Below are 24711 nucleotides of genomic sequence, written 5' to 3' on the forward strand. Positions count from 1 at the left end.
GCTCCAGACGCGTCAGCCTTCGACCCGTTTCTTGAGTTCCTTGAGGGCCGTGTCGGTGATGACCTTCTCGGCCTTGCGCTTGAACATGCCGATCATCGGGATCGTCAGGTCGACGGTCAGTTCGTAGCTCACCTGGGTGGTGCCGTCGGGCTGGTCGAACAGCTCGTAGGTGCCGTCCTGCGCCTTCTGTAAATCACCGCTGACCAGCTGCCAGGTGACGGCCTTGCCGTCGGGACGCCAGGTGTAGGACAGCACGTAGGTGTCCTTGACCACCCCGGCGTCCAGGATGAAGCGCGCCGTGCGGGCCCGGCCGTCGGGGAATTTGTCGAGCACCTCCACCGAGCGCGCGGCCGACACCCACTCCGGGTACGACTCCAGGTCGGCGATGACGGCCATCACCCGATCCGACGGGGCGTCGATGATGATCGACCTCTGGGTCCGGTCGGCCATGGCGGGAAGCGTTTCCTTTCCGGCTGCGAGACAACGGTTTCCGGCGAGTGCCGGAACTAGGGCACGGGCACGGGGCTGACGCCCGCCGGTCGCCCGGCCTCGAGGCGCGCCTTCACCTCGAACGACATCCGCTTACCGGCCACCCGCCGCTGCCGATTGGCGGCCAGCAGCGCCCGGGGCGTCAGGCGCGCGGCGTTCCATGGTTCGGCGTGCAGGAAGTAGTGCAGGATCACCCCGTCCAGGCTGGGCTCGAGCCATACCTCCATGGTGCCGGTCAGCGGGCCCGCGACGGTCCAGCGAATTCCCTTCTCGGCCCGGTCTTCTCGAACCTCGAGCGCCAGATCCGGCCACCAGCGCCGCCAGCTGTCGCGATCGGCCAGCACCGCCGCGACGGCACTGCCCGGGGCGGCGACGAACGTCTGGTCGGCAACCTGGATCGAACTCATGCGCCCGAGCCTAGCTCGAGACGCCGCCGTGGCTCGATCGCACAGTTCCGTCGAGCAGTTCGCGCAGGCGGGCGGCGAGCACATCCCAGCGCCAGTGCTCGCTCACCCAGTCCCGGCCCGCGGCGCCCATGGCCGCGGCGGTGTCCGGATCGGACAGCAGGGTGACGATGGCATCGGTGAGCTGCTGCTGGGAGCGGCCGTCGACGACGGTGCCGGTGCGGCCCTCCCGCACGGTCTCCGGTGCGCCGCCGGAGTTGCCCGCGACCACCGGGACGCCGGTGGCGGAGGCCTCGAGGAACACGATGCCCAGGCCCTCGACGTCCAGTCCGGCGCCGCGGGTGCGGCAGGGCATGGCGAAGACATCGGCGATGGTGTGGTGGGCGGCCAGTTCGGCGGCGGGGACGCGGCCGGTGAAGATCACGTCGTCGGCCAGGTCGAGGGCGGCGGCCAGGCCGCGCAGCTTGTCCTCGTAGGGCCCGCTGCCCGCGATCACCAGGACCGCGCCGGGGACGCGCTTGCGGATCTCGGGCATGGCCAGGATGAGCATGTCCTGGCCCTTGCGCGGGACCAGCCGGGACAGGCACAGCACGGTCGGCCGCTCCCCCAGCCCGTAGCGGGCGCGCAGTTCGGCGCGCGCCGCCGGATCGGGACGGAACACCTCGGTATCGACGCCGGGCGGCAGATACTCCAGCCCCGCCTGCGGTCCGAAGGCGGCCGCGAATCGCCTGCGGGTGTATTTGCTGACGTAGGTGACCGCATCGGTGTGATCGCCGATCACCCGCAGCGCCTGCCGCGCCGCGGGCAGCATCGACCAGCCGACCTCGTGCCCGTGCGTACTCGCCACGATCCGCTCGGCCCCCGCCCCCCGCAGCAGCGGCGACAGCAGCGCCAGCGGCGCCGCCGCCCCGAACCACACGGTGTCGCACCGCTCGTCCCGTAACAACTTCGCCGCCCGCCGCCACACCAGCGGCGTCGGCACCATCAGCGTCGTCGGATGCCGCACCACCTGAAACGGCTGCTCGGCATCGAATTTCAAATGGCTGTCCCCCCGCCACCGCGGCGCATACACCACCAACTCATTCGCGGGCAACCGCACGGCCAGCGAATGCAGATACGACTGAATCCCCCCCGGCCGCGGCGGAAAGTCGTTGGTAACCAGCAGGGTGCGCGCCATGCGCAGAGTCTATTGCCGCCCCACCGGCACCCCATTCCCGCCCCACACCGCCTTGAAACCGCTTGCGCCCCAAGGTCCTGATGGCCCTGGCCTCGGCGCTGCGCGCCGAGGCCAGGAATGCGAGGAGCGGCGCGGCGCGGCCCCGCTGGATCCCTTCCCGGCGCGGCCCCGCTCGATCCCTTCCCGGGGTGGCCCAGCTCGATTCCCTTGTCCGGACGGAGTCCGGACAAGGGTCAGTCGGTGCGGTCTCTGATCCAGTCTCGCCAGCGGGAGATGAAGGTGGAGTGGCCGATTCCCAGGGTGTCCTGGAGGGCGTCGTCTACGGCTGGTTGGTCTTGGGGGCCGGTGGCGAGGCGGTGGTAGAGATCAACCAGGCGGGGTTCGCCGAATTGGTGGGCGGTGAAGGCGTTGGCGGACCAGGCCTGTTCGTAGGCGAGGGCGGCGTTGTTGCCGGGGGTGGGGGCGAAGTCGGCGTCGGCGGGGAGGTCGGTGGGCAGGACTCCGGCGCGGGCGCGGGCGGTGAGGGTGGGGGCCAGTTGGGCGAAGCCGATCTGTTCGCCGCGGTGGGCGGAGTATTCGGCGAAGCCCTCGAGGACCCACTGGGGGGAGCCGTCCATGGTCCGCGCGCGGGCGGCGATGTGGGTGAGCTCGTGGCGCAACGTATCGCGCAGGCCGTCGGTGCCCAGACGGCGGCCCGCGTCTGCGGCGAAGACCACCCGCTGACCCGTGGGCCGGGAACCTGGCAGGAACGGATCCGATACCGAGGCCGCGGCCACCTCGCTCGACACCGGGCCGGTCGCATGGGTGAGCGCCGCGAATTCCGCGGCCGACGACGTCACCGCGACCACGGCCGCCCGCGACCAGTCCCGCCCCCACAGCGCGGTGACCGAGTCGATGGACGGGCCGATTTCCCGCGCGAGGATATCCACATCCCCGCGCTGATACGGATGCCCGAACACCACCGACAGCTGCCCCTCCTCACCCGAAACCTGCTGAGCGACAACGGGGCCGTAGGACTCCATGATCCGCCGCACCTCCGCCAGCTGCGGATCGGCGGGTAGCAGCGGCGCCGCGAACTGCGCGGCCGCCGGTTCGGGCCGCACCTTGGGCAGCGCCGACTTCGGTAGCAACACCAATGCACCGGTGATGGCGGTCAATGCGATCACCGTGGCGACGGTGGCGACGAATTCGAAACGCCGCCGTGCCGTCAACCAAGTCCGGACCCGCTCCAGCGCGTTCATCCTCACCTCGGTTGTGTTACGGCATACCGATCCAATAGCGACGCGCCGAGTGGTACGGGGTCGAGCCCATCGGAGCCACCTGGACCGGGATACCGAAGGTCGAGGCGTGCAGGATCAGGCCGTTGCCCGCATAGATTCCCACATGCGAAGCGTCGGAGTAGAAGAAGACCACATCTCCGGGTTGTAAATCGTTCTTGTCGACCGGTGTACCCACCGCCGACTGGGCTTGGCTGGTGCGCGGCAGATCGATGCCGACCTTCCGAAATGCCCACTGCACCAAGCCCGAACAGTCGAACTGATCCGGACCGGTCGCACCCCACACATAGGGATCGCCGACTCGGGTCAGCCCGGCCGCCAGTGCACTGGTCCCACTGCCCGGGACCAGCCCGCGCAGCAGAGTATCGCGATCGAAGCCGGGCGGAAAGAGCGCACCGGCCAATGAAGCCTTATCGCCCGCCGACAGCGAGCCCCACGCCTGGATGACCTGAGCGATCGAGCCCTGCAGATCGGCGCGCTTGCGTTCCAACTCCGCGCGCACCTGATCGGCCTTCTGCGAGGCCGCGCGGGCCGCGTCGTCGGCGGTGCGGGCGGAGGTCTGCGCCGTGGTGGCGGCGTCGGTGGCCTTCTTGTACTGCGCCAGCTGATCCTGGGTCTGGGTGGCCAGCACGTCCAGGGTGGACATCTGATCCAGCAGCTGCTGCGGGGAATCGCTCACCAGTACCGAGAACAACCGATTGGTACGCGCGCCCTGATAGGCGGCGACGGCCGTACGGTCCACGGCCGGTTGATATTTGCGGATCTCGGCCTGCGCGGCGTCGACGGCCGCGGTGGCGGCGGCAAGCTTGGCATCGGCGTCGCGGGCCACGGCCTGTTTGGCGTCGAGATCTTCCTGCGCGGCGAGGGCCTGCTGATTGAGCTGCTCGGACTGGTGGGACAGGTCGATCAGTTTCTGCACCGCGTCGCTCGCGCTGTTCGGCACGGCCACCGGCTCGGCGCCGACGCCGCCGACCGGGCCCCCGAACATCAGGACGCCCACGGCCAACGATCCGCCGATCAGGCGTCTGGTTCTGTCGATGCGACGCTGAGCTGTCACTGCCTGCCGTGCCCCGTTTCCGCGGTGTCCGAGCTGGGTACTCCTGAAGGTCTCGATCAGGTTACGGAACGGCGACCGTCTGTGTCCAGCAGGCCACAAAATGATCACGACCGCCGTCCCGTATGACCGAAATTTTCAGTAGCGGCGGGCTCCCGCGATCGGCATCGAGGACATGGCCGCGATAGCCACCGGCTTGCCAGCGGTCGAGGCATGGATGACATTACCGTCGCCCACGTACAGCCCGGAATGGCTGCCGCCGTAGAACGACACGACATCGCCGGGCTGCAGATCGTCGATCGACACCGGCGCGCCCGCGGACAGCTGCTCGTAGCTGGTGCGCGGCAGCTCCAGCCCGGCCTGCTCGTAGGACCACTTCACCAGACCCGAGCAGTCGAAGGCGTTCGGGCCCGCGGCGCCGTACACGTAGGGCGCGCCGAGCTTGCTCATCGCGGCGTCGACCGCGCGCTGACCGACGGTCTCCAGCTGCGGGGCGGCCGGACCGGAGGTCACGCCCGGAATCTCGACGCCCGGCGGGAGAATGTTGGCCGGGATCGCCCCCGGCGGGATCTGAGCCAGAATCTGATCCGGCACGTCGAAGCTTCCGACGCCCGGAACGGTGACCGGCGCCGCCGAAGCGGGCGCGGCGGGCAGCAGCAAAGCGCTGAGGGTGGCGGCTCCAACGGCTCCCGCCGCAACGGCCCGGTGGGCGTTGCGATGCAGCCCCAGGACCTGTCGCTTGATCGCCATGATGCGGTACTCCTCATCTGCCCCACGACGCCGCACCCGGTGGTGCGTCGGACTCCGTGAGGTCTCGACAAGATTACGAACCCATAACGGTGGGTTGTAAAGCGGCGAGCATGCGTTAGGGGGTTGGTCAACTTTTCCAACCGTCGTGTCGTGCGAGATATATCACACCAATCACGAACAGATAACGAAGGCGCTCGACCAGGGCTTTTGCGGTTAGTCTTGATCACGTCAATCGGAGCTCCACCCGGTCGGTTTAAGCTCTGACTAAATGGGGAATCAGCACGTAGACGAGAGCCTTCGACCCCGGAAGCGACCGATCAGTTTCGCTGCGGTTAACGAATGGGCCCGGATCGGCAAGCCCCTCGGCCACACCGGCAGGCCGCCGGGCTCGCAATCCCCCTGATTGATTCATAAACCGAATCAATGTGACCTCAGCCACATTCGGGTGTAATCCGGCCCGGCACAGCCGTTACCGCCACGGCCGTAACTTGTCGTACCCCCGCCCTACGCTGCACGCCGTGCCCCAAACCGCGGCGGCCCAGCTGGCCTTCGACGAGCTCGACACCCCGCTGTACGACACCACCTTCGTCGTCGTCGACCTGGAAACCACCGGTGCCAGCCCCGATGCGGACGCCATCACCGAGATCGGCGCGGTCAAGGTGCGCGGGGGCGAGGTGCTCGGCGAATTCGCCACGCTGGTCGATCCGGGCTGTCCCATCCCACCGCAGGTCGTGCAGATCACCGGCATCACCACCGCGATGGTGCGCGACGCCCCGCGCATCGAGGCGGTGTTGCCCGGATTCATCGAATTCGCCTCGGGCACGGTGCTGGTCGCCCACAACGCCCGTTTCGACATGGGCTTCCTGAAGGCCGCCGCCGCGCAGTGCGAAACCGCCTGGCCCGCATTCCAGGTGCTGTGCACCGTACAACTGGCCCGGCGCATCCTGCCCCGCGACGAGACGCCGACCGTACGCCTGTCGGCGCTGGCGCGGCTGCTCGGCGCCCGGACCATGCCCACCCACCGCGCCCTCGACGACGCCCGCGCCACCGTCGACGTGCTGCACGCGCTGATCGAACGGGTCGGCAATCAGGGCGTGCACAGTCTCACCGAACTCGTGGACTACCTGCCCGAGGTGAGCAGACGCCAACGCTCCAAACGCTTCCTGGCCGCCGACCTGCCGACCTGCCCCGGCGTGTACCTGTTCCGCGGCCCCTCGGACGAGGTCCTATATATAGGGACGGCCGTGAATCTGCGCCGCCGCGTGCGCAACTACTTCACCGGCTCCGAAACCCGCACCCGGATGCGGGAAATGGTGGCGCTGGCGACGCGGGTCGACCACGTCCCCTGCGCGCACGGTCTGGAGGCGGGTGTGCGGGAGCTGCGGCTGCTCGTCGCGCACACCCCGCCCTACAACCGCCGCTCGAAATTTCCGAAACGCGCCTGGTGGCTCGTCCTCACCGACGAACCGTTCCCCCGCTTCGCCGTCAGCCGCACCCCGACCCGCGATGCCCTGGGCCCCTTCCATTCCCGCGCCGACGCCACCGAACTCGCCGCCGTCGTCGCCGAATACTGCGGCCTGCGCACGTGCACCACCCGCATTCCCCGACACGGCCGCCACGGCGCGGACTGCCCGCCCGCGGCCGTCGGCGGCTGCCCGGCGAGCGCCGCGGGAGAGCTACTGGACATCGACGACTACGCGGCGGCCCCGCGGGCCGTGCGCGATCTGTTCACCGGCCGCGCCGACGCCGCGCTGCGAACCATGCGCGACCGCATCGAGACTTACGCCGCCGCCGAGAACTTCGAGGCCGCCGCCCGCCTGCGCGATCGCACGGTCACGGTGGTGCGCGCCCTGCGCCGCACCCAGCGCCTGGCCGCCCTGGCCCGCATCGCCGAACTGATCGCCGCCCGCCCCGACGGCGCCGGTGGGTGGGAATTCGCGGTCGTGCGCTACGGCCGCCTGGCCGCCGCGGGCGTCGCCACCCGCGGCACCGCGCCCATGCCGGTCGTCGAATCCCTGGTCGCCTCCGCCGAAACCGTCATCCCCACCCGCTTGGACGGCGACGACCAGCCCGACGCCCTGGTGGACCCCGACGCCTGCCATCCCCCACTGCGCGGCGCCCCGCCGGAGGAAACCGCCGTCATCGTCCGCTGGCTCGACCAGCCCGGCACCCGAATCGTCCGCACCACCGACGGCTACCACGAGCCCCGCCTCGGCGCGGGCCCCTGGCTGGCCTGGGTCGACCGCGCCGAATCCGCCGCCCGCGCGGGCGGACTCGACTACGAGCGCCTCACCAGCACCTGATCCCGATCCTCGGCGTCGAACCACCACCCCGCCCAATAGACTCACCCCATGATTACCGCGATCGTTTTGATCCACGCCGAGGCCGCCCGCATCCCCGAGACCGCACAGGCGCTGGCCGATCTCGAGGGCGTGGCCGAGGTGTATTCGTGCGCGGGCGACGTGGATCTGATCGCCATCGTGCGCGTGCGAGACCACGAACAGATCGCCGAGGTGGTCACCGGCCGCGTCAACAAGACTCCGGGCGTCCTGCGCACCGACACCCACATCGCCTTCAAGTCGTACTCCCGCGCCGACCTGGAGGCCGGTTTCTCCATCGGGGAGTGAGCGAATCCCCATCAGGGAACCAAGCGACCCCCCAACCATCGCCTGAGCGCCCCCCAAACCAACTGACTGAGCGCCCCCACCCAATCGCCTGAGCGAAGCGAAGGCCCCGAGTCGAATCCGACTCGGGGCCTTCGCTTCTGTTGTGACGCCGCCAGCGGGGCTCAGTGGCCGTGCTTGCCGCCGTCGCCGTTGGTGCGCTCCTGGTAATCCGCCAGGACGGCGAGCTGCTTGCGCTCCTGCTCGTGCTCGTACGCCACCAGCGCCTCGGCCTGATCGGCCGGATCCGGGCGGGTCAGCGAGCCGAGGCCCGGCTTACCGGCCCAGCCGAGCTTGTTCATCTTCTTCGGCACCGGGGCGCCCTGGTACTCCAGCGGGATCGGGTGACCGTGCTCGTCGACCGGACCCAGCGGCTGGTGCACCTCGATGTACTCACCGTGCGGCAGACGCTTGATCACACCGGTCTCGATGCCGTGCTCGAGCACCGCGCGGTCGGACCGCTGCAGCCCCAGACACATCCGGTACGCCAGGAAGTAGGCGATCGGCGGGGCGACCAGCAGCGCGATCCGGAAGAACCAGGTCGTCGCGTTCAGCGAGACATCGAACTTCAGCGCGATGATGTCGTTGACACACGCCAGCGTCAGCACCAGATAGAACGCGATGGCCATCGCACCGATCGCCGTGCGCACCGGCACGTCACGCGGCCGCTGCAGCAGATTGTGGTGCGCGTCGTCGCCGGTCAGCTTCTTCTCGATCCACGGGTAGGCGATCAGCACGGTGAACACCAGGCCCATGATCAGCGCCACCCAGAACACCGCCGGAACGGTGTAGCGACCGAGGTACAGCTCCCACGGCGGCATGAGACGCGCCATGCCGTCGGTCCACATCATGTAGAAGTCCGGCTGCGAACCCGCCGACACCTGAGAGGGGTTGTAGGGACCCAGGTTCCAGATCGGGTTGATCTGCAGCACACCACCCATGATGGCGACCACGCCGAGGGTGAACATGAAGAACGCACCCTGATCGGCGGCGAACACCGGCACGATGCGCGCACCGACGACGTTGGTCTCCTTGCGGCCGGGGCCGGGGAACTGGGTGTGCTTCTGGTACCACACCAGCGCGACATGCGCCGCCACCAGCGCCAGCATGATGCCCGGGAACAGCAGCACGTGCGCGATGAACAGGCGCGGAATGATGATCGTGCCCGGGAAGTCGCCGCCGAAGATCAGCCAGTGCATCCAGGTGCCGATCAGCGGGATCGACATCGTGATACCGCCGAACGCGGCGCGCAGACCCGTACCCGACAGCAGGTCGTCGGGCAGCGAGTAACCGAAGAAGCCCTCGAACATCGCCAGGATCAGCAACAGCGAACCGATCACCCAGTTCGCCTCGCGCGGACGCCGGAACGCGCCGGTGAAGAAGATCCGGAACAGATGCACGATGATCGACGCCGCGAACAGCAGCGCCGCCCAGTGATGCACCTGGCGCACGAACAGACCGCCACGCACCTCGAAGGAGATGTTCAGCGCCGTCTCGTACGCCCGCGACATGGTCACACCGCGCAGCGGCTGATACGCGCCGTTGTAGACGACCTCGCTCATCGACGGATCGAAGAACAGGGTCAGGTAGATACCCGACAGGATCAGGATGATGAACGCGTACAGCGCGATCTCGCCGAGCAGGAACGACCAGTGGGTCGGGAAGACCTTGTTGATCGACCGCTTGACGAACGCGGCCATGTGGTAGCGCTCATCCATTTCATTGGCCTGTGCGGCCGCTTTCGAAGGACTCATGAACGACGCTCCCAGTAAGCCGGGCCGAGCGGCTCGATGAAGTCGCCGTTGGCGACCAGGTAGCCCTCGGTGTTGACGGTGATCGGCAGCTGCGGCAGGGCGCGGGCGGCGGGACCGAAGACCGGCTTACCCCACTCGGTCGCCGAGAACTGCGACTGGTGGCAGGGGCACAGGATCCGGTTGGTCTGCTGCTCGTACAGCGAGGTCGGGCAGCCCAGATGGGTGCAGATCTTCGAGTAGGCGAAGTAGTCGCCGTAGTTGAAGCTCTCCTGGCCCTTGCGCTTGATCGCCTTCTGCGCGTCCTCGGTGCGCAGGCGGATCAACATGACGGCATTGCGGATACCGCGCAGCGACTCGAGCGTCTCGTGCTCGTTGCCGCGCCACTCTTCCTTCCACGGGAAGACCGTCTCCATGCCGCCCGCGTCCAGATCCTCCGGCCGTACCAGCACGATGTCCTCCGGACGACCGGTGTCCTTGCGCAGGTAGATGGTCTGGCCCGGGTAGTCCGGGGTCCAGCCCGAGACCCACAGCTCGGACTTGTCGCCCTTGGCCCACGGGTTCTTCACCAGACCGCCGACGAACATGAACAGCGCGCCGATGCCCAGCACGCCCGCGCCCAGGCCCGCGGTGCGGGTGATGAGCTTGCGGCGGCCCAGCGTGGAGGTGTCCAGCGCGTCGGACAGCTCGGCGACCAGCGTGCGCCGGTTGACCTCATCGGACTTGCCGTCGTGGCGGTCCTGGATGGAGATCTCGGCAGGGATGAACTTCTTGCGGATGATCACCGCGGCGATGCCGATGGCCAGCACCGCGACGCCGAGCAGGATGCCGTAGAGCGGCGTGGTCAGCGAGTAGAGGCCCGCGCCCTCCTCATGGCGGCTCTTGTACTCCCACGGCCAGAACAGGAACACCCCGATCAGGCCCAGGCCGGACAGCGTGGAGATCACGAACCACAGCGCCACCTGCCGCTCGGCCCGCTTCTCCGCGCGCGTGCCCGGCACCGGCCAGCGCGGGGCGCGGTAGGCGACGTCGACGCCGTCGAGTTCGGTACCGAGCTTGACCAGCTCGTCCCGCGACATCGCATCGAGCTCGTCGTCGGTCGGGTTTGCTTTCGCGTGGGGGTCAACGGGGCGACCCATGTCCTTTGGCTCCTGTCCACTCATGAGCGAGATCCAATCCACATCGCCGAGCCGACCAGGATCACGATGCCGACGACCCAGATGGCCAGGCCCTCGGTCGCGGGACCGAAGCCGCCGAGGCCGTAACCGCCCTCGGGGTAGGACTCGGTGCGGTCCTTGATGTAGGCGACGATGTCGCGCTTCTCCTCCGGCGTCAGCTGGCGGTCGGAGAACTTCGGCATGTTCTGCGGACCGGTCAGCATCGCGGTGTAGATCTGCTGTTCGCTCGCGGGGGTCAGCGGCGGGGCGAACTTGCCCGAGGACAGGGCGCCACCGCGACCGGTGAAGTTGTGACACGACGCGCAGTTCATCCGGAACAGCTCACCGCCGCGACCGAGGTCGGCGTTCTTGATCAGCGACTCCTGCGCGATCTTGCCGTCGGCGTCGCGCACGACGGTGGGACCACCGCCGTTCGCCGCGATGTAGGCGCCCAGGGCATCGGTCATGCGCTCGTCGAACTTCGGCTCCTTGCGCACGATCTGCGCGCCGTTGGCCGCGGCCGGCATGCGGCCGGAGGAGACCTGGAAGTAGACGGCCGCCTCGCCGACGCCGATCAGGCTGGGTCCGCGGTCCTGAACGCCCTGCAGATTGGCGCCGTGACAGGTGATGCAGGAGGTGTCGTAGAGCTGCTTGCCCTCGCGGATCAGCGCGGACTGGTCCTCGTTCGCCGTGGCGACCTGCGCGTTCGGGGTCAGTGCCGCGGCCGCGAAGCCGGCTCCCACGAGGCCCATCAGCAGTACCAGGCCGCCCGCGAGCTTGCGGCGCATCCGGCGCTGCTTGCGGGTCTTGGTGGCCAGGTCGCTCGTGGCGCTGGCGACCCCGGGGCTGGTGGGGTCCGGCGCTGACGGGGGAGATGAACTCATCTGTGTCCCTTTTGGAGTAGACGGAACCGGGGCTGCTGGTCCTGCTTTCAGCGGACGAAGTAGATCGTGGCGAACAGCCCGATCCACACGATGTCGACGAAGTGCCAGTAGTAGGAGACGACGATCGCCGCCGTGGCCTGCGCCGGGGTGAACTTGCTGACCGTGGTGCGGACCAGCAGGAAGACGAATGCGATGAGACCACCGATGACGTGCAGGCCGTGGAAGCCGGTGGTGATGTAGAACACCGAGCCGTAGATGCTGCTCGAGATCGTGGTGCCCTCGTTGTAGAGGTTGTGGTACTCGTACGCCTGGCCGAGCACGAAGAACAGGCCCATCAGGAAGGTGACCACGTACCAGCGCCGCAGGCCGAACACGTCGCCCTTCTCCGCCGCGAACACGCCCATCTGGCAGGTGAACGAGCTCAGGATGAGCACCGTCGTGACCGGCACGGCCAGATACATGTTCAGCTCGGTCGGCTCCGGCGGCCAGTTGCCGTGCGCCTGCGCGCGGGCGACGAAGTACATGGCGAAGAGGCCGGCGAAGAACATCAGCTCGCTCGACAGCCAGATGATGGTTCCGACGCTGACCATGTTGGGCCGGTTCAGCGAGTGCACACGCTGAGTAATGGCCGATCCTGGGGTCCCTACTGCGGTCGTCACGCCGGTAAGTATGACTCGTCGTAGTACGACAGGCGTACCCGGGTGCGAATCTTCACGTTCCGTGTCGGAATCCGCACGGCGAGACCGGGTCTGGGCGGGGTACCGGCGTGTCACGCGAACGCGCAGTTCGAACGGGTGTAGGCGGGGTTTCTATTGTTGAAGTCGGATGTTCGGGGCCCCCGGTTCCCGGATCGCGAAAATTTTTTCGGACACGGTCGGGCCGGGTCCGACGACCCGGTCTCACCGGGTCCCGACGACGAAGGAGTTGGAATGGGACTGCGGTCGGTGTGGCAGCGTCTGATCGGGCGCGGCGACGCCGCGGAACTGGACCCGGACCGTCCGGACCTGATCGTGGTCGCCGCCAGCTTCGACGACGCCGAGGCCGCCTCCACCGCCCTGGCCCGCGCCGAGCTATGGACCCCCGACGCCCCCGCCGTCCTGCGCCACCACCTCCGCCTGCCCGCCGACCGGGTGGAATCCGCGATCGCCCTCGCGGCCCAGGAGGGCTACTCCCCCGCGGCCACCGAATCCGACGGCCCGACCGTCGAATTGATCCTGCGCCGAGTGCAACTGCTCGACGCCCTGCACTGCGCACAGGAGCGCTCCCGCATGGCGGGCCTGGCCCAACGCCACGACGGCGTCGCCCTCGGCTGGGACGCTTTGCAGCCGGAGGCCAAAGAAGTTGCCCCGCCGCACTAGGCTGCTACATCGGATCCACAGTGACAGGAGATGGCAGTCATGAGCGCGCGCAGCTGGCCCGGGATTCTCGGCGCCCTCACCGACGGGGTCGATCTGACCACGGAGGAGGCGGCCTGGGCCATCGACGAGATCTTCTCCGACAACGCCACCCCCGCCCAGATCGCCGCCTTCGGCGTGGCCATGAAGATGAAGGGCCCCACCGCGACCGAGCTGTCCGGCCTGGCCCAGGGCATGCTCTCGCATGCGAAGCGGGTGTCGCTGGATGTGGCCGCGGTCGATATCGTCGGCACCGGCGGTGACCGCTCGGGCACGGTCAACATCTCGACCATGTCCTCGATCGTGGTGGCCGCGGCCGGTGTGCCGGTGGTCAAACACGGCAACCGCGCCGCGTCGTCCAAGAGCGGGGGCGCGGACGTGCTGGAGGCGCTGGGCGTGCGAATCGCCCTGGGCCCCAAGGCCGTCGCCCAGTGCGTGACCGAGGTGGGGATCGGTTTCTGCTTCGCCCCGCTGTTCCACCCGGCGCTGCGCTACGCCGGTGCCGCGCGCCGCGATATCGGCATCCCGACCGTCTTCAACGTGCTGGGCCCGCTGACCAATCCGGCCCAGCCGCGCGCGGGCCTGATCGGCTGCGCCTTCGCCAATCTGCTGCCCGTCATCGCGGGCGCCTTCGCCGAGCGCGGCGCCAACGCCCTGGTGGTGCGCGGCAACGACGGCCTGGACGAGATCACCACCGCCGACACCACCGAGGTCTGGGTCGTCACCGGCGGCCACCTCACCCACACCACGATCGACCCCACCCGCCTGGGTATCGAACGAGTCCAGCCCGAGGCCCTGCGCGGCGGCGAGGCCGAGACCAACGCCGTGATCGCCCGCAATATGCTCGGCGGCGCCCCCGGCCCCGTCCGCGACGCGGTCCTGCTCAATTCCGCCGCCGCCCTCGCCGCCTGCGACCTCACCCCCGAAACCGCCGACCAGGACCTGCACGACGCCCTGGCCGCCGCACTGGAGCGCGCCGCCCACGCCGTCGACAGCGGCGCGGCCTCGACGCTGCTGGATCGCTGGGTGACGGTGAGCAATCAGCTCGGCACGGACTGACCGCCGGGCGAACAAGCAACCAAACCGCCAACAGAGGCCCGAAATTGTCATCTTTCGACAAAGTTGGCGTTTTGATTGCAGAGATGAGACCTTCCAGAACGTAAGATGAGCGGGTGCTGATCCGCTTCGAGGTCTCGAACTTCCGGTCCATCCTGGAACCGGTCGAGCTGTCGATGGTTGCCATCGACCGGGATCGCGACGCGGCGCGAGAGGCTTCGATGCTGGGCGAGAGTCTGTTGACTGTCGCGGGCATCTACGGGCCGAACGCGTCCGGCAAGTCGAACGTGCTCGCGGCGCTGCGGTGGATCAGCGACGCGGTTCGCTCGTCCGTCCAGTTCTGGAGCGAGTCGATTGCCTTGGATCGCTTCGCATTCGGCGACGGGCCACGCCGCACGAGTCAGTTCTCGGTCGAGATGCTGATAGCCGGGGTGCGATACGAGTATGTAGTGGAGCTCGACTCGGCACGGATTCACTACGAAGGGTTGTTTCACTATCCGGAGAAGAAGCGTCGTCGGCTGTTCGAGCGCGAGGGTCTGCACCTCGTCCTGCAACGTGGGCTCGGCGACCTGTCCGGAACGAGGCAGTTGCTTACCGATCAAACCCTCGCCCTCTCTGCTGCACGGCGCTTCGAGGAACCCGTAGTTTCCGACTTTGCCACTGCCCTGCTCGACCTGCGTACCCGTGGCGTGACTCGCATCTTCCCCGGCGCGAAGGAGCCGGATTGGGACACCGACTCCTGGTTCGGTCGCCATGTACTGCAACTGGAACGAAACTCGGAAGGTTTCGCCCCGACCGACTCCGAGCGTGCCGAATTCGAGCGCACCCGCAACCAGGCACTGGCGCTGCTCCGCCTGGCGGATCTCGGGATCGAAGACGTGGAGTTCGTGGTCGACTACAGCGAATCCCCGGCGGGCGAGATCCTTCCGCGGTTGGTTCATCGATCATCCGCTGAAGCCGCCCCCCTGGATTTCGCGGCGGAATCAGCAGGCACCCGCAACTGGTACCAGCTCATCGGCCTCTTGCTCGGCACGTGCCACTCCGGATCGATCCTGTTGCTCGACGAGATCGACGCAAGTCTTCACCCCACGCTGTCTGCCCAGCTACTCCATCTCTTTCACGATCCGACCACGAATCCACGGGGGGCACAATTGATCTTCACCACGCACGACACCAGCCTGCTCAACCATCTCAACCGGGATGAGGTGTGGTTCACCGAGAAGCATGACAACGGCGCGACGAGACTCGGCGCATTGGCCGAGTTCGCGGGCGAGCGCGTCCGCAAATCTCAGAATCTCGAAAACGCCTATCTGCATGGGCGCTTCGGTGCGCTACCCGACATCGATCGAGCGGAATTGCTGCAGGCTCTCGGCTTCATCGCCTGATCCCATGGCGGCTCGACGCCGGAAGCCACGTCCCCTTGCACGACCGACAGCGGTCCGCGCGGAACTTCGGACGATGGTCATCTTCTGCGAGGGAATCAACACCGAGCACGACTATCTGCGGGCGGTGAAGAACTTGCCCGCCGTCCGCGCCAACACCTCGATCCGGATCGAGCTCGATCCGGAGCAGGGAGCACCACTGACACTCGTCCGGCGCGCGGTGACCCGGCTGCAGGACAGTGAGATCGACGAGTGCTGGTGCGTCTTCGATGTCGAATGGCCCCAACACCATCCCCATCTTCGGGATGCGGTGCAGTTGGCCCGTGCGCACGGCATCGGCTTGGCGGTATCGAACCCCTGTTTCGAACTATGGCTGATCCTGCATCACCGGGAACACAATGCGTTTATCGACACCGCCAGCGCGGAAAGGGACAGCCGCAGGCGCGACGGGCGCGACGGGAAGCATATCGAGGCAGCCATCTATATGCCGTTACGCGCGGTGGCGGCGCGGCGAGCGGCCGTGCTCGCGGAACGTCACACACGCAACGGCTCCACCATTCCGCACGACAACCCCTCATCGTCGATGTACGAACTGCTATCAGCCCTCGAACCGTCATGAATCATCGACATCGCGCTTCGCACCTACGTTCACCGCCGAGTTTCTAGAATCGAGGTAGCAGGCCGAGCGAGGAGCGGTGCCATGGGCTTCGACAAGGTTCCGGCGGGTTCGCGGGGGCGCGGTGAGCCGTTGCCCAGCGCGGTCGTCCGGGTCGTCACGCGGGTCATGGAGCGGTATCACCGGCTGCGCCGGGATCGGTTCATGGGGATGGATCTGCTGTATCTGACCACGGTCGGGGCGAAGTCCGGTCGGCGACGGCGGGTTCCGCTGACCCGGTTCCCGGAGGAGAAGGGCTGGTTGATCGTGGCCTCGGTGGGTGGGGCGCGCGAGCATCCGGCCTGGTATCACAATATCGCCGCGCATCCGGATCAGGTGTGGGCCGAGGTCGGGGGGACGACGTTCCGGGTGCGGGTCGAACAGCTCGAGGGGGACGAGCGCGCGACGGCCTGGGAGCGGATCACGGCCGAGCAGCCGCGCTATCGCCGCTACGCGGACAAGACCGACCGGCAGATCCCGATTCTGCGGCTGATACCCGCGACGTGACCCATAGGGGTCGGTTGCGAAATCCCCGGTGGGGCCGTCCGGTTCCGGCGATCATGATCCCGATGTGCTGACCGCCGCGCCGGTGGTTCCGGCGCGGCCGCCTCGGGAGGTCCGATGTTCGAGCAGATCCGTCCCCTCGCATTGCTCGGCAAAGCCGCTGCCGCACTGGCGCTTACGGCCGGTGCACTCGTCATGACCACGCCAGCGGCGCGCGCCGAGACTCCGCTGCTGCCGCCCGGCTTCACCCTGCCCGGTCTGCCGCTGACCGCGGGCCTGGGCCCCGACACCGCCATCGTGGTGCTGGGCTACGGCCTGCAATCCGACGGCACCATGCGGCCCGAACTGCTCGAACGCCTCTACGCCGGCTACGTGCAGGCGCTGCTGTGCCCCGAGACCCCGATCATCGTCACCGGCGGCAATCCGGAGAACGGCGTCACCGAGGCGCGGGCCATGGCGGATTGGTTCACCGCCCGTGGCATCTCCCCCGCCCGCGTGCACATCGAGGACCGCGCCGCGTCCACCGTGCAGAACGCGCAGTACTCCGCGCTGCTGATGCGCGCGATCGGCGCGGTCAACGCCGTCCTGGTCACCTCGTCCGACCACATCCAGCGGGCCCAGGGCGATTTCGTCGCCGCGGGCATCCGGGTGGTGGCGACGCTGACACCCGATCAGGCGCCGTCATCGGCGCTGCCGTTCGGTCCGCGTTAGATCAGGTACCGCACAATGCTTTCCGCGACGCAGGCGGGCTTGTCCGCACCGTCCAGCTCGATGGTGACGGTGCGGATCGCCTGCGCCCCGCCGGGAATGTCGTCGACCGAGTCGAGGATGACGCGGGCGCGGATGCGCCCGCCCGCCGGCACCGGTGTGATGAAGCGAACCTTGTTGAACCCGTAGTTGATTCCCATCCGAATGCCGCCCACCGAGGTGGCCTCGTTCACCAACGGCACCATCAGCGAGAGGGTGAGGAAGCCGTGCGCGATGGTGCACCCGAACGGCCCCCGCGCGGCCTGCTCCGAATCGACATGGATCCACTGATGGTCGTCGGTGGCATCGGCGAACCTGTCGATTCGGTCCTGATCGACGGTCAGCCATCCGCTGACCCCGATCTCGGTCCCCACCGCGCCCCGCAGCGCCTCGAAGTCGGCGAAATGCGTCATGGCATGAGCATCCCACGTTCCAGCCGACACCCACCACGGCTCCGCGGCACTGTCACACCGCCCGGAAGTACTCCTCGACCTGTGCTTCGGTCAGCCCGTAGTCGTCGAGTGCGTACCGGTGCACGGGTTTGCGATCCCCCATGCGGCTCTCCTCGTCGAGTGCGACCATCGCCGCCCGCGCCTCGGGGGTGAACTCGATTCCGAATGCCCGATAGATGGCCTCGACGGTACCCAGCGGATCCGCGCGCAGATCCGCGAAGTCGACATCGAGGAACTGCGCGCGATCGTAGCGCCTGCGCGCCGCGGTGAATTCGCGCAGCCCCCGCGACCACAGTTCGAGCTGGGTCTGCCCGATCACCGTGCCGGAGAACGTATTCGACCATCCGCGCGCGGCATGCTCGGACAGGCTGCACACCGAGGCGAGCACTGTCGCCGGATCACGGTGGGTCTGGATCACCAGCGCATCCGGATAAACGGCCATGAGCGCGTCGAGGGCGAACAGGTGGCTGGGGTTCTTCAGAATCCAGCGGCGGTCGTCGCCGAGCCCGATCAGCTGCAGGTTCCGGCGGTGGCGGGCATAGGCATCGGTCCAGTCCTGTTCCCGCAGCCACCGCGAATACGTCGGCAGGTACGAAAGGCATTCGTAGGAGACCGATTTCACCGTCTGCCGCAGCAGCTGCCAGCACTCCTCCACCTCGGCCGCGTTCATGAAATGCAATCCCATGAACTCCGGATTCTCGATATGGTGCTGCGCGAACCCGGCATCGATGCGCTGATAGATCGGATTGTCGGCCCAGGTGTCGCGCGGCGGACGGGGCTGCGGGAATTCGGTGAGCCACATCTCGAGGGCCTGGTGCCGCGGATCGGCGGCCAGCAGGCGGTGCAGGGCGGTGGTGCCGGTGCGCGGCAGGCCGGTCACGAAGATGGGCCGGGCAACCGGGGTTTGCGCGTACTGCGGATGCGCCCGCCAGGACGCCTCGCTCAGCGCCCGCGCCACCAGCGCGCCGCGCAGGAAGTAGCGGTTCATCTTGGAGCCGAGCTCGGTCAGATCGGCGTCGCGTCGATAGGATTCGAGCAGCACCCCCAGCGCCTCGAGATAGTCGTCGGGGCCGAAATCGGTGTGGCCGCAGGCCTTCGTCGCCGAGGCGTGCAGATCCTCGATGGTGCCCACATCGGTGCGTACGGTCATTGCTGATTCCTATGCGTGGTACTCGCCGCAGTTCACGTCGAGGGTCTGGCCGGTGACGGCGCTGGCCCAGTCGGAGGCCAGAAACACCACGGCGCGGGCGATTTCGTCGGGTTCGGGCAGACGCTCGAGGTCCGAGCGGGCGGCGGTCTGTCGATAGACCTGGTCGACGGTGGTGCCGTACTTCTCGGCGACCTTGCCGAAGTACCACTTCAGCTGATCGCTCCAGATGTAGCCGGGGGCGACGCTGTTGACCCGAATTCCCCTCTTCCCCAGCTCGGTCGCCAGTGTCTGCGACATGGCCAGCAGGGCGGCCTTGGACAGTTTGTAGCTGCCGTAACGGGGTTCGGAGTGCCGGATGGCGGCCGAATTGATCATCACCACCGCGCCTTTGGCCTTGGCGAGCTCATCGGTGAAGGCCTTGGTCATGCGCAGCCCGCCCAGTACGGTCAGGTCCAGGCTGTCGCGGATCTGCTGGAAGTTGGTGTGCTCCAACGACTTCATCGACGGCACCGAGAAGGCGTTGTTCACCAGGGCGTCGACGCGGCCGAAGGTCTCCACCGTACGCGCGAGCAGGTTCTCGACCGCGGCATCGTCGGTGATGTCGGTGGGCACGCTCAGGGTCTGCCCGCCCGCGGCCTCGATTTCGGCGGCCACCTCGCGCAATCGCGATTCGGTGCGCGCGGCCAGCACCACCTTCGCCCCCGCGGCCGCCGCCTGCGTGCAGATCGACCGCCCCAGCCCGGGCCCGACGCCACTGACGACGACCACCTTGTCCGCGAGCAGACTCATACTGTGTCCTCTCTCATGCCAGCATCCTCTCCGCGAAGGCGCGCTGTCGCTCGGCTATCCTTGCCCGCCACCCGCTTTCATCGATTCGATTGCTCTCGTAGTGGGGCAGCTGGCCCGCGATCTCGTCGAATGCAACGACGGCGATGGTCGGCCCGTCCGCGGCCGTCATCGCGCGATCGGTGCGCTGCCAACGGAACTGGAGGATGCCGCGCCGCCGCCCGGTCGTCTCGATCCAGTTGACAATGCCCGGATCGCGGGCCGACACCACCATCCGGATCATGCCGTCCGGATCCACCTGCGCCTGGGCGCTGTTCAGGCTGGTCTGGTGGTTGACGTAGTCCAGCGAGATGTACCAGCGGCTGCCGAGCTGGAAACCCTGATACGGCGCATCGGATTTCGGCACGGTGATCACCAGTGCCTGATCCTCCGCCAGATCGAAGTGACCGACCGAGGAGTACTGCGTGCTCAGCCCACCCGGGGTCGGCCGCGGCTCGGTCAGGGTGTTGACCGGCAGATCCAGGTAGAACCACCGGGGGAAGTTGAACCACGTGTGGATGCGCTGCACCAGCATCCGCCCGGCCGCGCGGTAGCGCTTGCGCAGCTGCTCGACATCCGGTTCGGCGGGCGCGGTGCCGATCGTGTCCACGCGCTCGATTCGGATGCTGCCCTTGCGTTCTCGGGCCCAGTCGCCGTAAACCTCGCGCACCGCGAGCATCGACGCCCCCTCGCCCAGGACGAAATAGTTTGGGCCGGGATCGTCCTTGGGTGGACCGAAGCGCAACCGATAGCCGCCGTCGGCGGCGATGCGCAGCCGCCGATCGTCGAAGGCGTCGTCACCGTTGGGCACGTCGGTGGCCGTGTAATCGCCCTTCAGGACCTGGAAACTCAGATCCACCGTACTGCCGCGCGTGCCGGTGACCAGGTACTCCGCGCCCGGCTCGATATTGGCGTGGTAGTAGAGGGTGTCCGGGTTGTCCAGGCCCATCTTGGTGTACGGGCCGGTCGAGGTCACGAAGTACGGGTGGCTCGTACCGTGCGCTCGCGACAGGTGCAGCACGGCCTGCACGCTGCCCGCCAGATAGTCGTAGCCCTCGGCCAGATCGTGCTCGTCGGTAATGAAATCCGCTGTGGCGATGAGCTTCTCGGCCTCGGCGATCGCGGCCACGAAGGGTTCGGTCAGCGGTGCTGCTGGTATCTGCATGAATGTCCCAGATGTCTAGAGGTTGAGTTCCCGGCGGATGCGGGCCGCGATCTCGGCGGGTGTGCCGCCGTCGGTGGTCACGACCAGATCCGGCCGCTCGGGCCGCTCGTACGGCGAGTCGATGCCGGTGAACTGCGGTAATCTTCCGGCCCGGGCGCGGGCGTAGAGGCCCTTGGGGTCGCGGCGTTCGCACACCTCGAGCGGGGTGTCCACGAACACCTCGCGAAACGGCAGCGCCCGGCCGTCGTGGATGGTGCGCGCCTGCTCGCGCTGCGCCGCGAACGGGCTGATCAACGAGACGATCGCCACCACACCGGCATCGGCGAACAGGGCCGCCACCTCGGCCACCCGCCGGATGTTCTCGCGCCGATCGTCGTCACCGAAGCCGAGGTCGGCATTGAGGCCATGTCGCAGATTGTCGCCGTCGAGCAGATATGCCGGACGCCCCTCGGCCACCAGCTGACGCTCCAATTCCGCTGCGATTGTGGACTTTCCGGAGCCCGACAGCCCGGTCAGCCACACCGTCGCCCCGTTATGCGCGCGCCCGGCCCGTCCGACCGAGGAGCCGTGCCAGACGACCTCGCGGTCGCGGCCGGTGTCCCGCGCCAGGATCATTCCGGCGGCCACGGTCTGATTGGTGACGTCGTCGATGAGGATGAAGCTGCCGGTGCGCCGGTTGTCGCGGTACGGGTCGAACATCAGCGGCCTGCGACTGCGCAACGTCACTCGGGCAATGTCGTTGAGCGCCAAGCTTTGTGCGCCCACCTCGCGATGCAGGGTGTTCACGTCCAGGCGATAGTCCAGCCCCAGCACCCGCACCGAGGTGGCCTGCGCGGCCGTGCGAATGGTGTACTCCCCGCCCGGGTGCAACACCGCGTCGTCGGCGAACCAGCACACCATGGCGTCCAGCTCCCGGTCCAGACGCGGCCGATTTCCCGGGCGGGCCAACATGTCTCCGCGCCCCACATCGATCTCGTCGGCGAGGGTCAGCGAGACCGCCATGCCGGTGAACGCCTCCTCCACCGTGGTCCCGCCCGGCCCCCACACCCGGCGCACCCGGCTGGTGCGGCCCGCGGGCAGCACCACCACCTCGTCGCCCGGTTTGAAGATGCCGCCCGCGACGGTCCCGGCGTAGGCGCGATGGCCGTCGGACCGAATCACGTACTGCACCGGCAGGCGGGCATCGATCAGATTGCGGTCCGAGGCGATGTGCACATCCTCGAGGTGACGCAGCAGCGGCGGTCCCGGGAACCACGCCAGCCGCGGCGAGTGCTCGACCACATTGTCGCCGAGCAGCGCCGACACCGGGACGAAGCTCAGATCGCCGACGGTCAACTTGGCCGCGAAATCCGCGAATTCGGCGCGAATCTCGTCGAAGCGCTGCCGCGACCAGCCGACCAGGTCCATCTTGTTCACGCACACCACCAGATGCGGCACCCCCAGCAGCGTGGCCAGGAAGGCGTGGCGGCGGGTCTGCTCGATCACACCCTTGCGGGCATCGACGAGGATCAGCGCCAGATCCGCCGTCGAGGCACCGGTGACCATATTGCGGGTGTACTGCACATGCCCGGGGGTGTCGGCGATGACGAATTTGCGTCGCGGCGTGGCGAAGTAGCGATAGGCCACATCGATGGTGATGCCCTGTTCCCGCTCGGCCCGCAGGCCGTCGGTCACCAGCGCCAGGTCCGTTGCCCCGTCGCCGCGTCGAACGCTGGCGCGCTCGATGGCGGTCAGCTGATCGGCGAACAGATTCTTGGAGTCGTAGAGCATCCGCCCGATCAGGGTGGACTTGCCGTCGTCGACGCTGCCCGCCGTGGCCAGCCGTAACAGGTTGCGGCTCATCAGAAGTAGCCCTCTCGCTTGCGGTCCTCCATGCCGGACTCCGATATTCGGTCGTCGGCGCGGGTCGCACCGCGTTCGGTCAGCCGGGTGACGGCGGTCTCGGCGATGACGGCGGCCGGATCGGCGGCCTCGCTCTCGATGCAGCCGGTGCAGGTGGCATCGCCGACCGTGCGGAAGCGCACCGTGGTCTCGAAGGTCTGCTCATCGGGCCGGGCTTCCAGAAAGCCGTTGGCGGCCAACAGCATTCCGTCTCGGCGTACCACCCGCCGCCGGTGCGCGTAGTACAGCGACGGCAGGTCCACGGCCTCGCGATCGATGTACTCCCAGATGTCCAGCTCGGTCCAGTTCGACAGCGGGAAGACCCGGATGTGTTCGCCCGCACGGTGTCTGCCGTTGTAGAGATTCCAGATCTCCGGTCGCTGCGCCCGCGGCTCCCACGCGCCGAACTCGTCGCGGAAGCTGAACACCCGTTCCTTGGCCCGCGCCTTCTCCTCGTCGCGCCGCGCGCCACCGAATACGGCGTCGAAGCGTTGCTCGCCGATCACGCGCAGCAATGTGGTGGTCTGCAGGCGATTGCGACCCTCCCCCGCGCGCTCCACGACCCGTCCGGCGTCGATATCGTCCTGCACCCGCCCCACCAGCAGCCGGGCCCCCAGTCGCGCCGCCGTGCGATCGCGGAACTTGATCACCTCGTCGAAGTTGTGCCCGGTGTCGATGTGCAGCAGCGGGAACGGCAGCGGCGCGGGCCAGAACGCCTTGCGCGCCAGCTCCAGCATCACCGCCGAATCCTTACCCCCGGAGAACAGCAGCACCGGCCGTTCGAAGGTCGCCGCCACCTCCCGGAAGATGTGCACCGACTCGGCCTCCAGGGCCGCCAGATGCGACAGCTCGTATCCCGTCCGCACAACTCACCCGCCCGCTTGCAATGTCGAATATTCGACGCTATCGTTCGATATTGTGACACCGACGATAGGCCGCCCGCGCCGCGCCGGTCAAGAACCTGTTTCAGAAATGGGTTCCGGCACCGCCCCCGCATCCCCGCCCACCCACCGCGTGGTGCAGGTGATCGAGCTGCTCTCCCGCCGCCCAGCCGAGCACCTGTCCCTCGCGCGGATCGTCCGCGAGACCGGCATGTCCCGGGCCACCGCCCACGCGGTGCTGACCCAGCTGAGCGCCGACGGCTGGACGATCCGGGACGCGGGCGGCAACTACGGCCTGGGCCTAGGCCTGCTCACGGTCGCCCGCCGGGCCGAGGCCGCGTTCCCGCTGCGCCGCCTCGCCCAGGAACCCATGCGCGAACTCACCGCCCGCCTGCGGGTTCCGGTCTTCCTCGCCGAGCGCGACGCCGACTCCATCCTCATCACCGAGGTGCTCGGCACCCCCTCGGTCCCCTGGATCCGTCCGGGCCGCCGCCTCCCCCTCGCACCCCCGGTCGCCCGCGAGTTCATCGCCTGGGCACCGGAATCCGATCGCGCCGCCTGGCTAGCGACCGCCGACCCCACCCACCGCGACCGCCTGCTGACCGTCCTCGACGCCATCCGCACCCGCGGCTACTCGGTCGAGCGCCTGGCCGACGATTCCGCCCCCATGCTCGAAGCCCTGGCGTCCCTGCGCGATTCCCCCGTCACCGACCCCCTCCGCCACCGCCTCAACGCCCTCATCGCCGACCTGATCACCATCGACTACCTCCCCACCGAACTCGGCCCCGACAACGCGGTGGTCACGGTCGCCGCCCCCATCTTCACCACCACCCCCACCACCGTCACCGCCACCATCGTCGCCTGCCCCGACACCCACCTGTCGGCAACCGAACTCGAAACCATGGGCGCCGCGGTCCGCGCCACCGCCGACCGGATCACACAATCGCTCGGCACCACGGCGTGAGCCGCGGCCGAGTGCAGTTCCGGTTCTCGTATTCGAGGGACGACGAGGA

The 24711-nt window shown here is 68.1% G+C and carries 25 protein-coding genes; 9 read left to right on the plus strand and 16 right to left on the minus strand.

The window, feature by feature from the left end; genetic code table 11:
- Positions 1-12: 12 nt before the first annotated feature.
- From NDR87_RS07765 to NDR87_RS07790, 6 genes are all read right to left on the minus strand, one after another.
- Positions 13-450 (minus strand): SRPBCC family protein, encoded by a 438-nt coding sequence (locus NDR87_RS07765; RefSeq protein ID WP_251910438.1) that lies wholly within the window; start codon positions 448-450, stop codon positions 13-15.
- Positions 451-506: 56 nt separating this feature from the next.
- A complete protein-coding gene (locus NDR87_RS07770; RefSeq protein WP_251910439.1) occupies positions 507-896 on the minus strand; it encodes a polyketide cyclase / dehydrase and lipid transport in 390 nt (129 codons plus the stop codon).
- Between the two features lie 10 nt (positions 897-906).
- Complete coding sequence (locus NDR87_RS07775) at positions 907-2070, minus strand: glycosyltransferase family 4 protein (protein WP_251910440.1); 1164 nt, start codon at positions 2068-2070, stop codon at positions 907-909.
- A 233-nt stretch (positions 2071-2303) separates the two neighbouring features.
- Positions 2304-3311: a hypothetical protein gene (locus NDR87_RS07780; protein ID WP_251910441.1), complete on the minus strand. Its 1008-nt coding sequence runs from the start codon at positions 3309-3311 to the stop codon at positions 2304-2306.
- A gap of 16 nt (positions 3312-3327) precedes the next feature.
- On the minus strand, positions 3328-4335 hold the full coding sequence (locus NDR87_RS07785; RefSeq protein WP_251910845.1) for an NlpC/P60 family protein: 1008 nt from the start codon (positions 4333-4335) through the stop codon (positions 3328-3330).
- A gap of 204 nt (positions 4336-4539) precedes the next feature.
- The gene (locus tag NDR87_RS07790; protein ID WP_251910443.1) at positions 4540-5151 is read right to left on the minus strand and encodes a C40 family peptidase; all 612 of its coding nucleotides are present in this window, start codon (positions 5149-5151) and stop codon (positions 4540-4542) included.
- A gap of 518 nt (positions 5152-5669) precedes the next feature.
- Here NDR87_RS07790 and NDR87_RS07795 point away from each other — a divergent pair.
- On the plus strand, positions 5670-7454 hold the full coding sequence (locus NDR87_RS07795) for a DEDD exonuclease domain-containing protein (RefSeq protein ID WP_251910444.1): 1785 nt from the start codon (positions 5670-5672) through the stop codon (positions 7452-7454).
- A gap of 48 nt (positions 7455-7502) precedes the next feature.
- The gene (locus NDR87_RS07800) at positions 7503-7778 is read left to right on the plus strand and encodes an Lrp/AsnC family transcriptional regulator (protein WP_251910445.1); all 276 of its coding nucleotides are present in this window, start codon (positions 7503-7505) and stop codon (positions 7776-7778) included.
- A gap of 161 nt (positions 7779-7939) precedes the next feature.
- Here NDR87_RS07800 and NDR87_RS07805 read toward each other — a convergent pair whose 3' ends face one another.
- From NDR87_RS07805 to NDR87_RS07820, 4 genes are read right to left on the minus strand one after another with little or no spacing between them, the layout of a single operon-like run.
- Positions 7940-9568 (minus strand): cytochrome bc complex cytochrome b subunit, encoded by a 1629-nt coding sequence (locus tag NDR87_RS07805; RefSeq protein ID WP_251910446.1) that lies wholly within the window; start codon positions 9566-9568, stop codon positions 7940-7942.
- Positions 9565-10704 (minus strand): ubiquinol-cytochrome c reductase iron-sulfur subunit, encoded by a 1140-nt coding sequence (locus tag NDR87_RS07810; RefSeq protein WP_251910447.1) that lies wholly within the window; start codon positions 10702-10704, stop codon positions 9565-9567. The genes NDR87_RS07805 and NDR87_RS07810 overlap by 4 nt, the downstream gene beginning before the upstream one ends.
- Positions 10705-10724: 20 nt before the next feature.
- The gene (locus NDR87_RS07815; RefSeq protein WP_251910449.1) at positions 10725-11606 is read right to left on the minus strand and encodes a c-type cytochrome; all 882 of its coding nucleotides are present in this window, start codon (positions 11604-11606) and stop codon (positions 10725-10727) included.
- Between the two features lie 47 nt (positions 11607-11653).
- Complete coding sequence (locus tag NDR87_RS07820; protein WP_251910450.1) at positions 11654-12265, minus strand: heme-copper oxidase subunit III; 612 nt, start codon at positions 12263-12265, stop codon at positions 11654-11656.
- A gap of 270 nt (positions 12266-12535) precedes the next feature.
- On the opposite strand from NDR87_RS07820, the gene NDR87_RS07825 reads away from it, so the two are divergent.
- The 6 genes from NDR87_RS07825 to NDR87_RS07850 all read left to right on the plus strand — a co-directional run bounded on the left by NDR87_RS07825 (position 12536) and on the right by NDR87_RS07850 (position 17308).
- Positions 12536-12964: a ribonuclease E inhibitor RraB gene (locus tag NDR87_RS07825; RefSeq protein WP_251910451.1), complete on the plus strand. Its 429-nt coding sequence runs from the start codon at positions 12536-12538 to the stop codon at positions 12962-12964.
- Positions 12965-13003: 39 nt separating this feature from the next.
- Positions 13004-14059 carry an anthranilate phosphoribosyltransferase gene (gene trpD, locus NDR87_RS07830; protein WP_251910846.1) on the plus strand — a complete coding sequence of 352 codons (1056 nt, stop codon included), beginning with the start codon at positions 13004-13006 and terminating at the stop codon, positions 14057-14059.
- A 113-nt stretch (positions 14060-14172) separates the two neighbouring features.
- Positions 14173-15441 carry an ATP-binding protein gene (locus tag NDR87_RS07835; protein WP_251910452.1) on the plus strand — a complete coding sequence of 423 codons (1269 nt, stop codon included), beginning with the start codon at positions 14173-14175 and terminating at the stop codon, positions 15439-15441.
- 73 nt (positions 15442-15514) lie between these two features.
- Positions 15515-16057 (plus strand): RloB family protein, encoded by a 543-nt coding sequence (locus tag NDR87_RS07840; RefSeq protein ID WP_251910453.1) that lies wholly within the window; start codon positions 15515-15517, stop codon positions 16055-16057.
- Positions 16058-16138: 81 nt separating this feature from the next.
- Positions 16139-16600 carry a nitroreductase/quinone reductase family protein gene (locus NDR87_RS07845; RefSeq protein ID WP_251910455.1) on the plus strand — a complete coding sequence of 154 codons (462 nt, stop codon included), beginning with the start codon at positions 16139-16141 and terminating at the stop codon, positions 16598-16600.
- A 114-nt stretch (positions 16601-16714) separates the two neighbouring features.
- Positions 16715-17308 (plus strand): YdcF family protein, encoded by a 594-nt coding sequence (locus tag NDR87_RS07850; protein WP_251910456.1) that lies wholly within the window; start codon positions 16715-16717, stop codon positions 17306-17308.
- On the opposite strand, the gene NDR87_RS07855 is transcribed toward NDR87_RS07850, so the two are convergent.
- Genes NDR87_RS07855 through cysD form a run of 6 tightly spaced genes read right to left on the minus strand, consistent with a single transcriptional unit; the run spans position 17305 to position 23683 of the window.
- On the minus strand, positions 17305-17757 hold the full coding sequence (locus NDR87_RS07855; protein WP_251910457.1) for a MaoC family dehydratase: 453 nt from the start codon (positions 17755-17757) through the stop codon (positions 17305-17307). The genes NDR87_RS07850 and NDR87_RS07855 overlap by 4 nt on opposite strands.
- A 52-nt stretch (positions 17758-17809) precedes the next feature.
- Positions 17810-18946 carry a sulfotransferase gene (locus NDR87_RS07860; RefSeq protein ID WP_251910459.1) on the minus strand — a complete coding sequence of 379 codons (1137 nt, stop codon included), beginning with the start codon at positions 18944-18946 and terminating at the stop codon, positions 17810-17812.
- Between the two features lie 9 nt (positions 18947-18955).
- Positions 18956-19735 (minus strand): SDR family oxidoreductase, encoded by a 780-nt coding sequence (locus tag NDR87_RS07865; RefSeq protein WP_251910460.1) that lies wholly within the window; start codon positions 19733-19735, stop codon positions 18956-18958.
- Between the two features lie 13 nt (positions 19736-19748).
- Positions 19749-20936 (minus strand): hypothetical protein, encoded by a 1188-nt coding sequence (locus NDR87_RS07870; protein ID WP_251910462.1) that lies wholly within the window; start codon positions 20934-20936, stop codon positions 19749-19751.
- A 15-nt stretch (positions 20937-20951) separates the two neighbouring features.
- Complete coding sequence (gene cysC, locus NDR87_RS07875; protein WP_251910463.1) at positions 20952-22778, minus strand: adenylyl-sulfate kinase; 1827 nt, start codon at positions 22776-22778, stop codon at positions 20952-20954.
- Entirely contained in the window at positions 22778-23683 is a 906-nt protein-coding gene (gene cysD / locus NDR87_RS07880) for a sulfate adenylyltransferase subunit CysD (RefSeq protein WP_251910464.1), read from the minus strand. Before cysD ends, cysC begins: the two co-directional genes overlap by 1 nt.
- A 106-nt stretch (positions 23684-23789) precedes the next feature.
- Here cysD and NDR87_RS07885 point away from each other — a divergent pair, with 106 nt between their 5' ends.
- Positions 23790-24662, plus strand: coding sequence for a helix-turn-helix domain-containing protein (locus NDR87_RS07885; RefSeq protein ID WP_251910465.1), 873 nt, complete (start codon positions 23790-23792; stop codon positions 24660-24662).
- Positions 24663-24711 lie beyond the last annotated feature (49 nt).

The sequence above is a fragment of the Nocardia sp. CDC159 genome, from assembly GCF_023740735.1.
In the GTDB taxonomy this organism is placed as follows: Bacteria; Actinomycetota; Actinomycetes; order Mycobacteriales; family Mycobacteriaceae; genus Nocardia; species Nocardia pulmonis.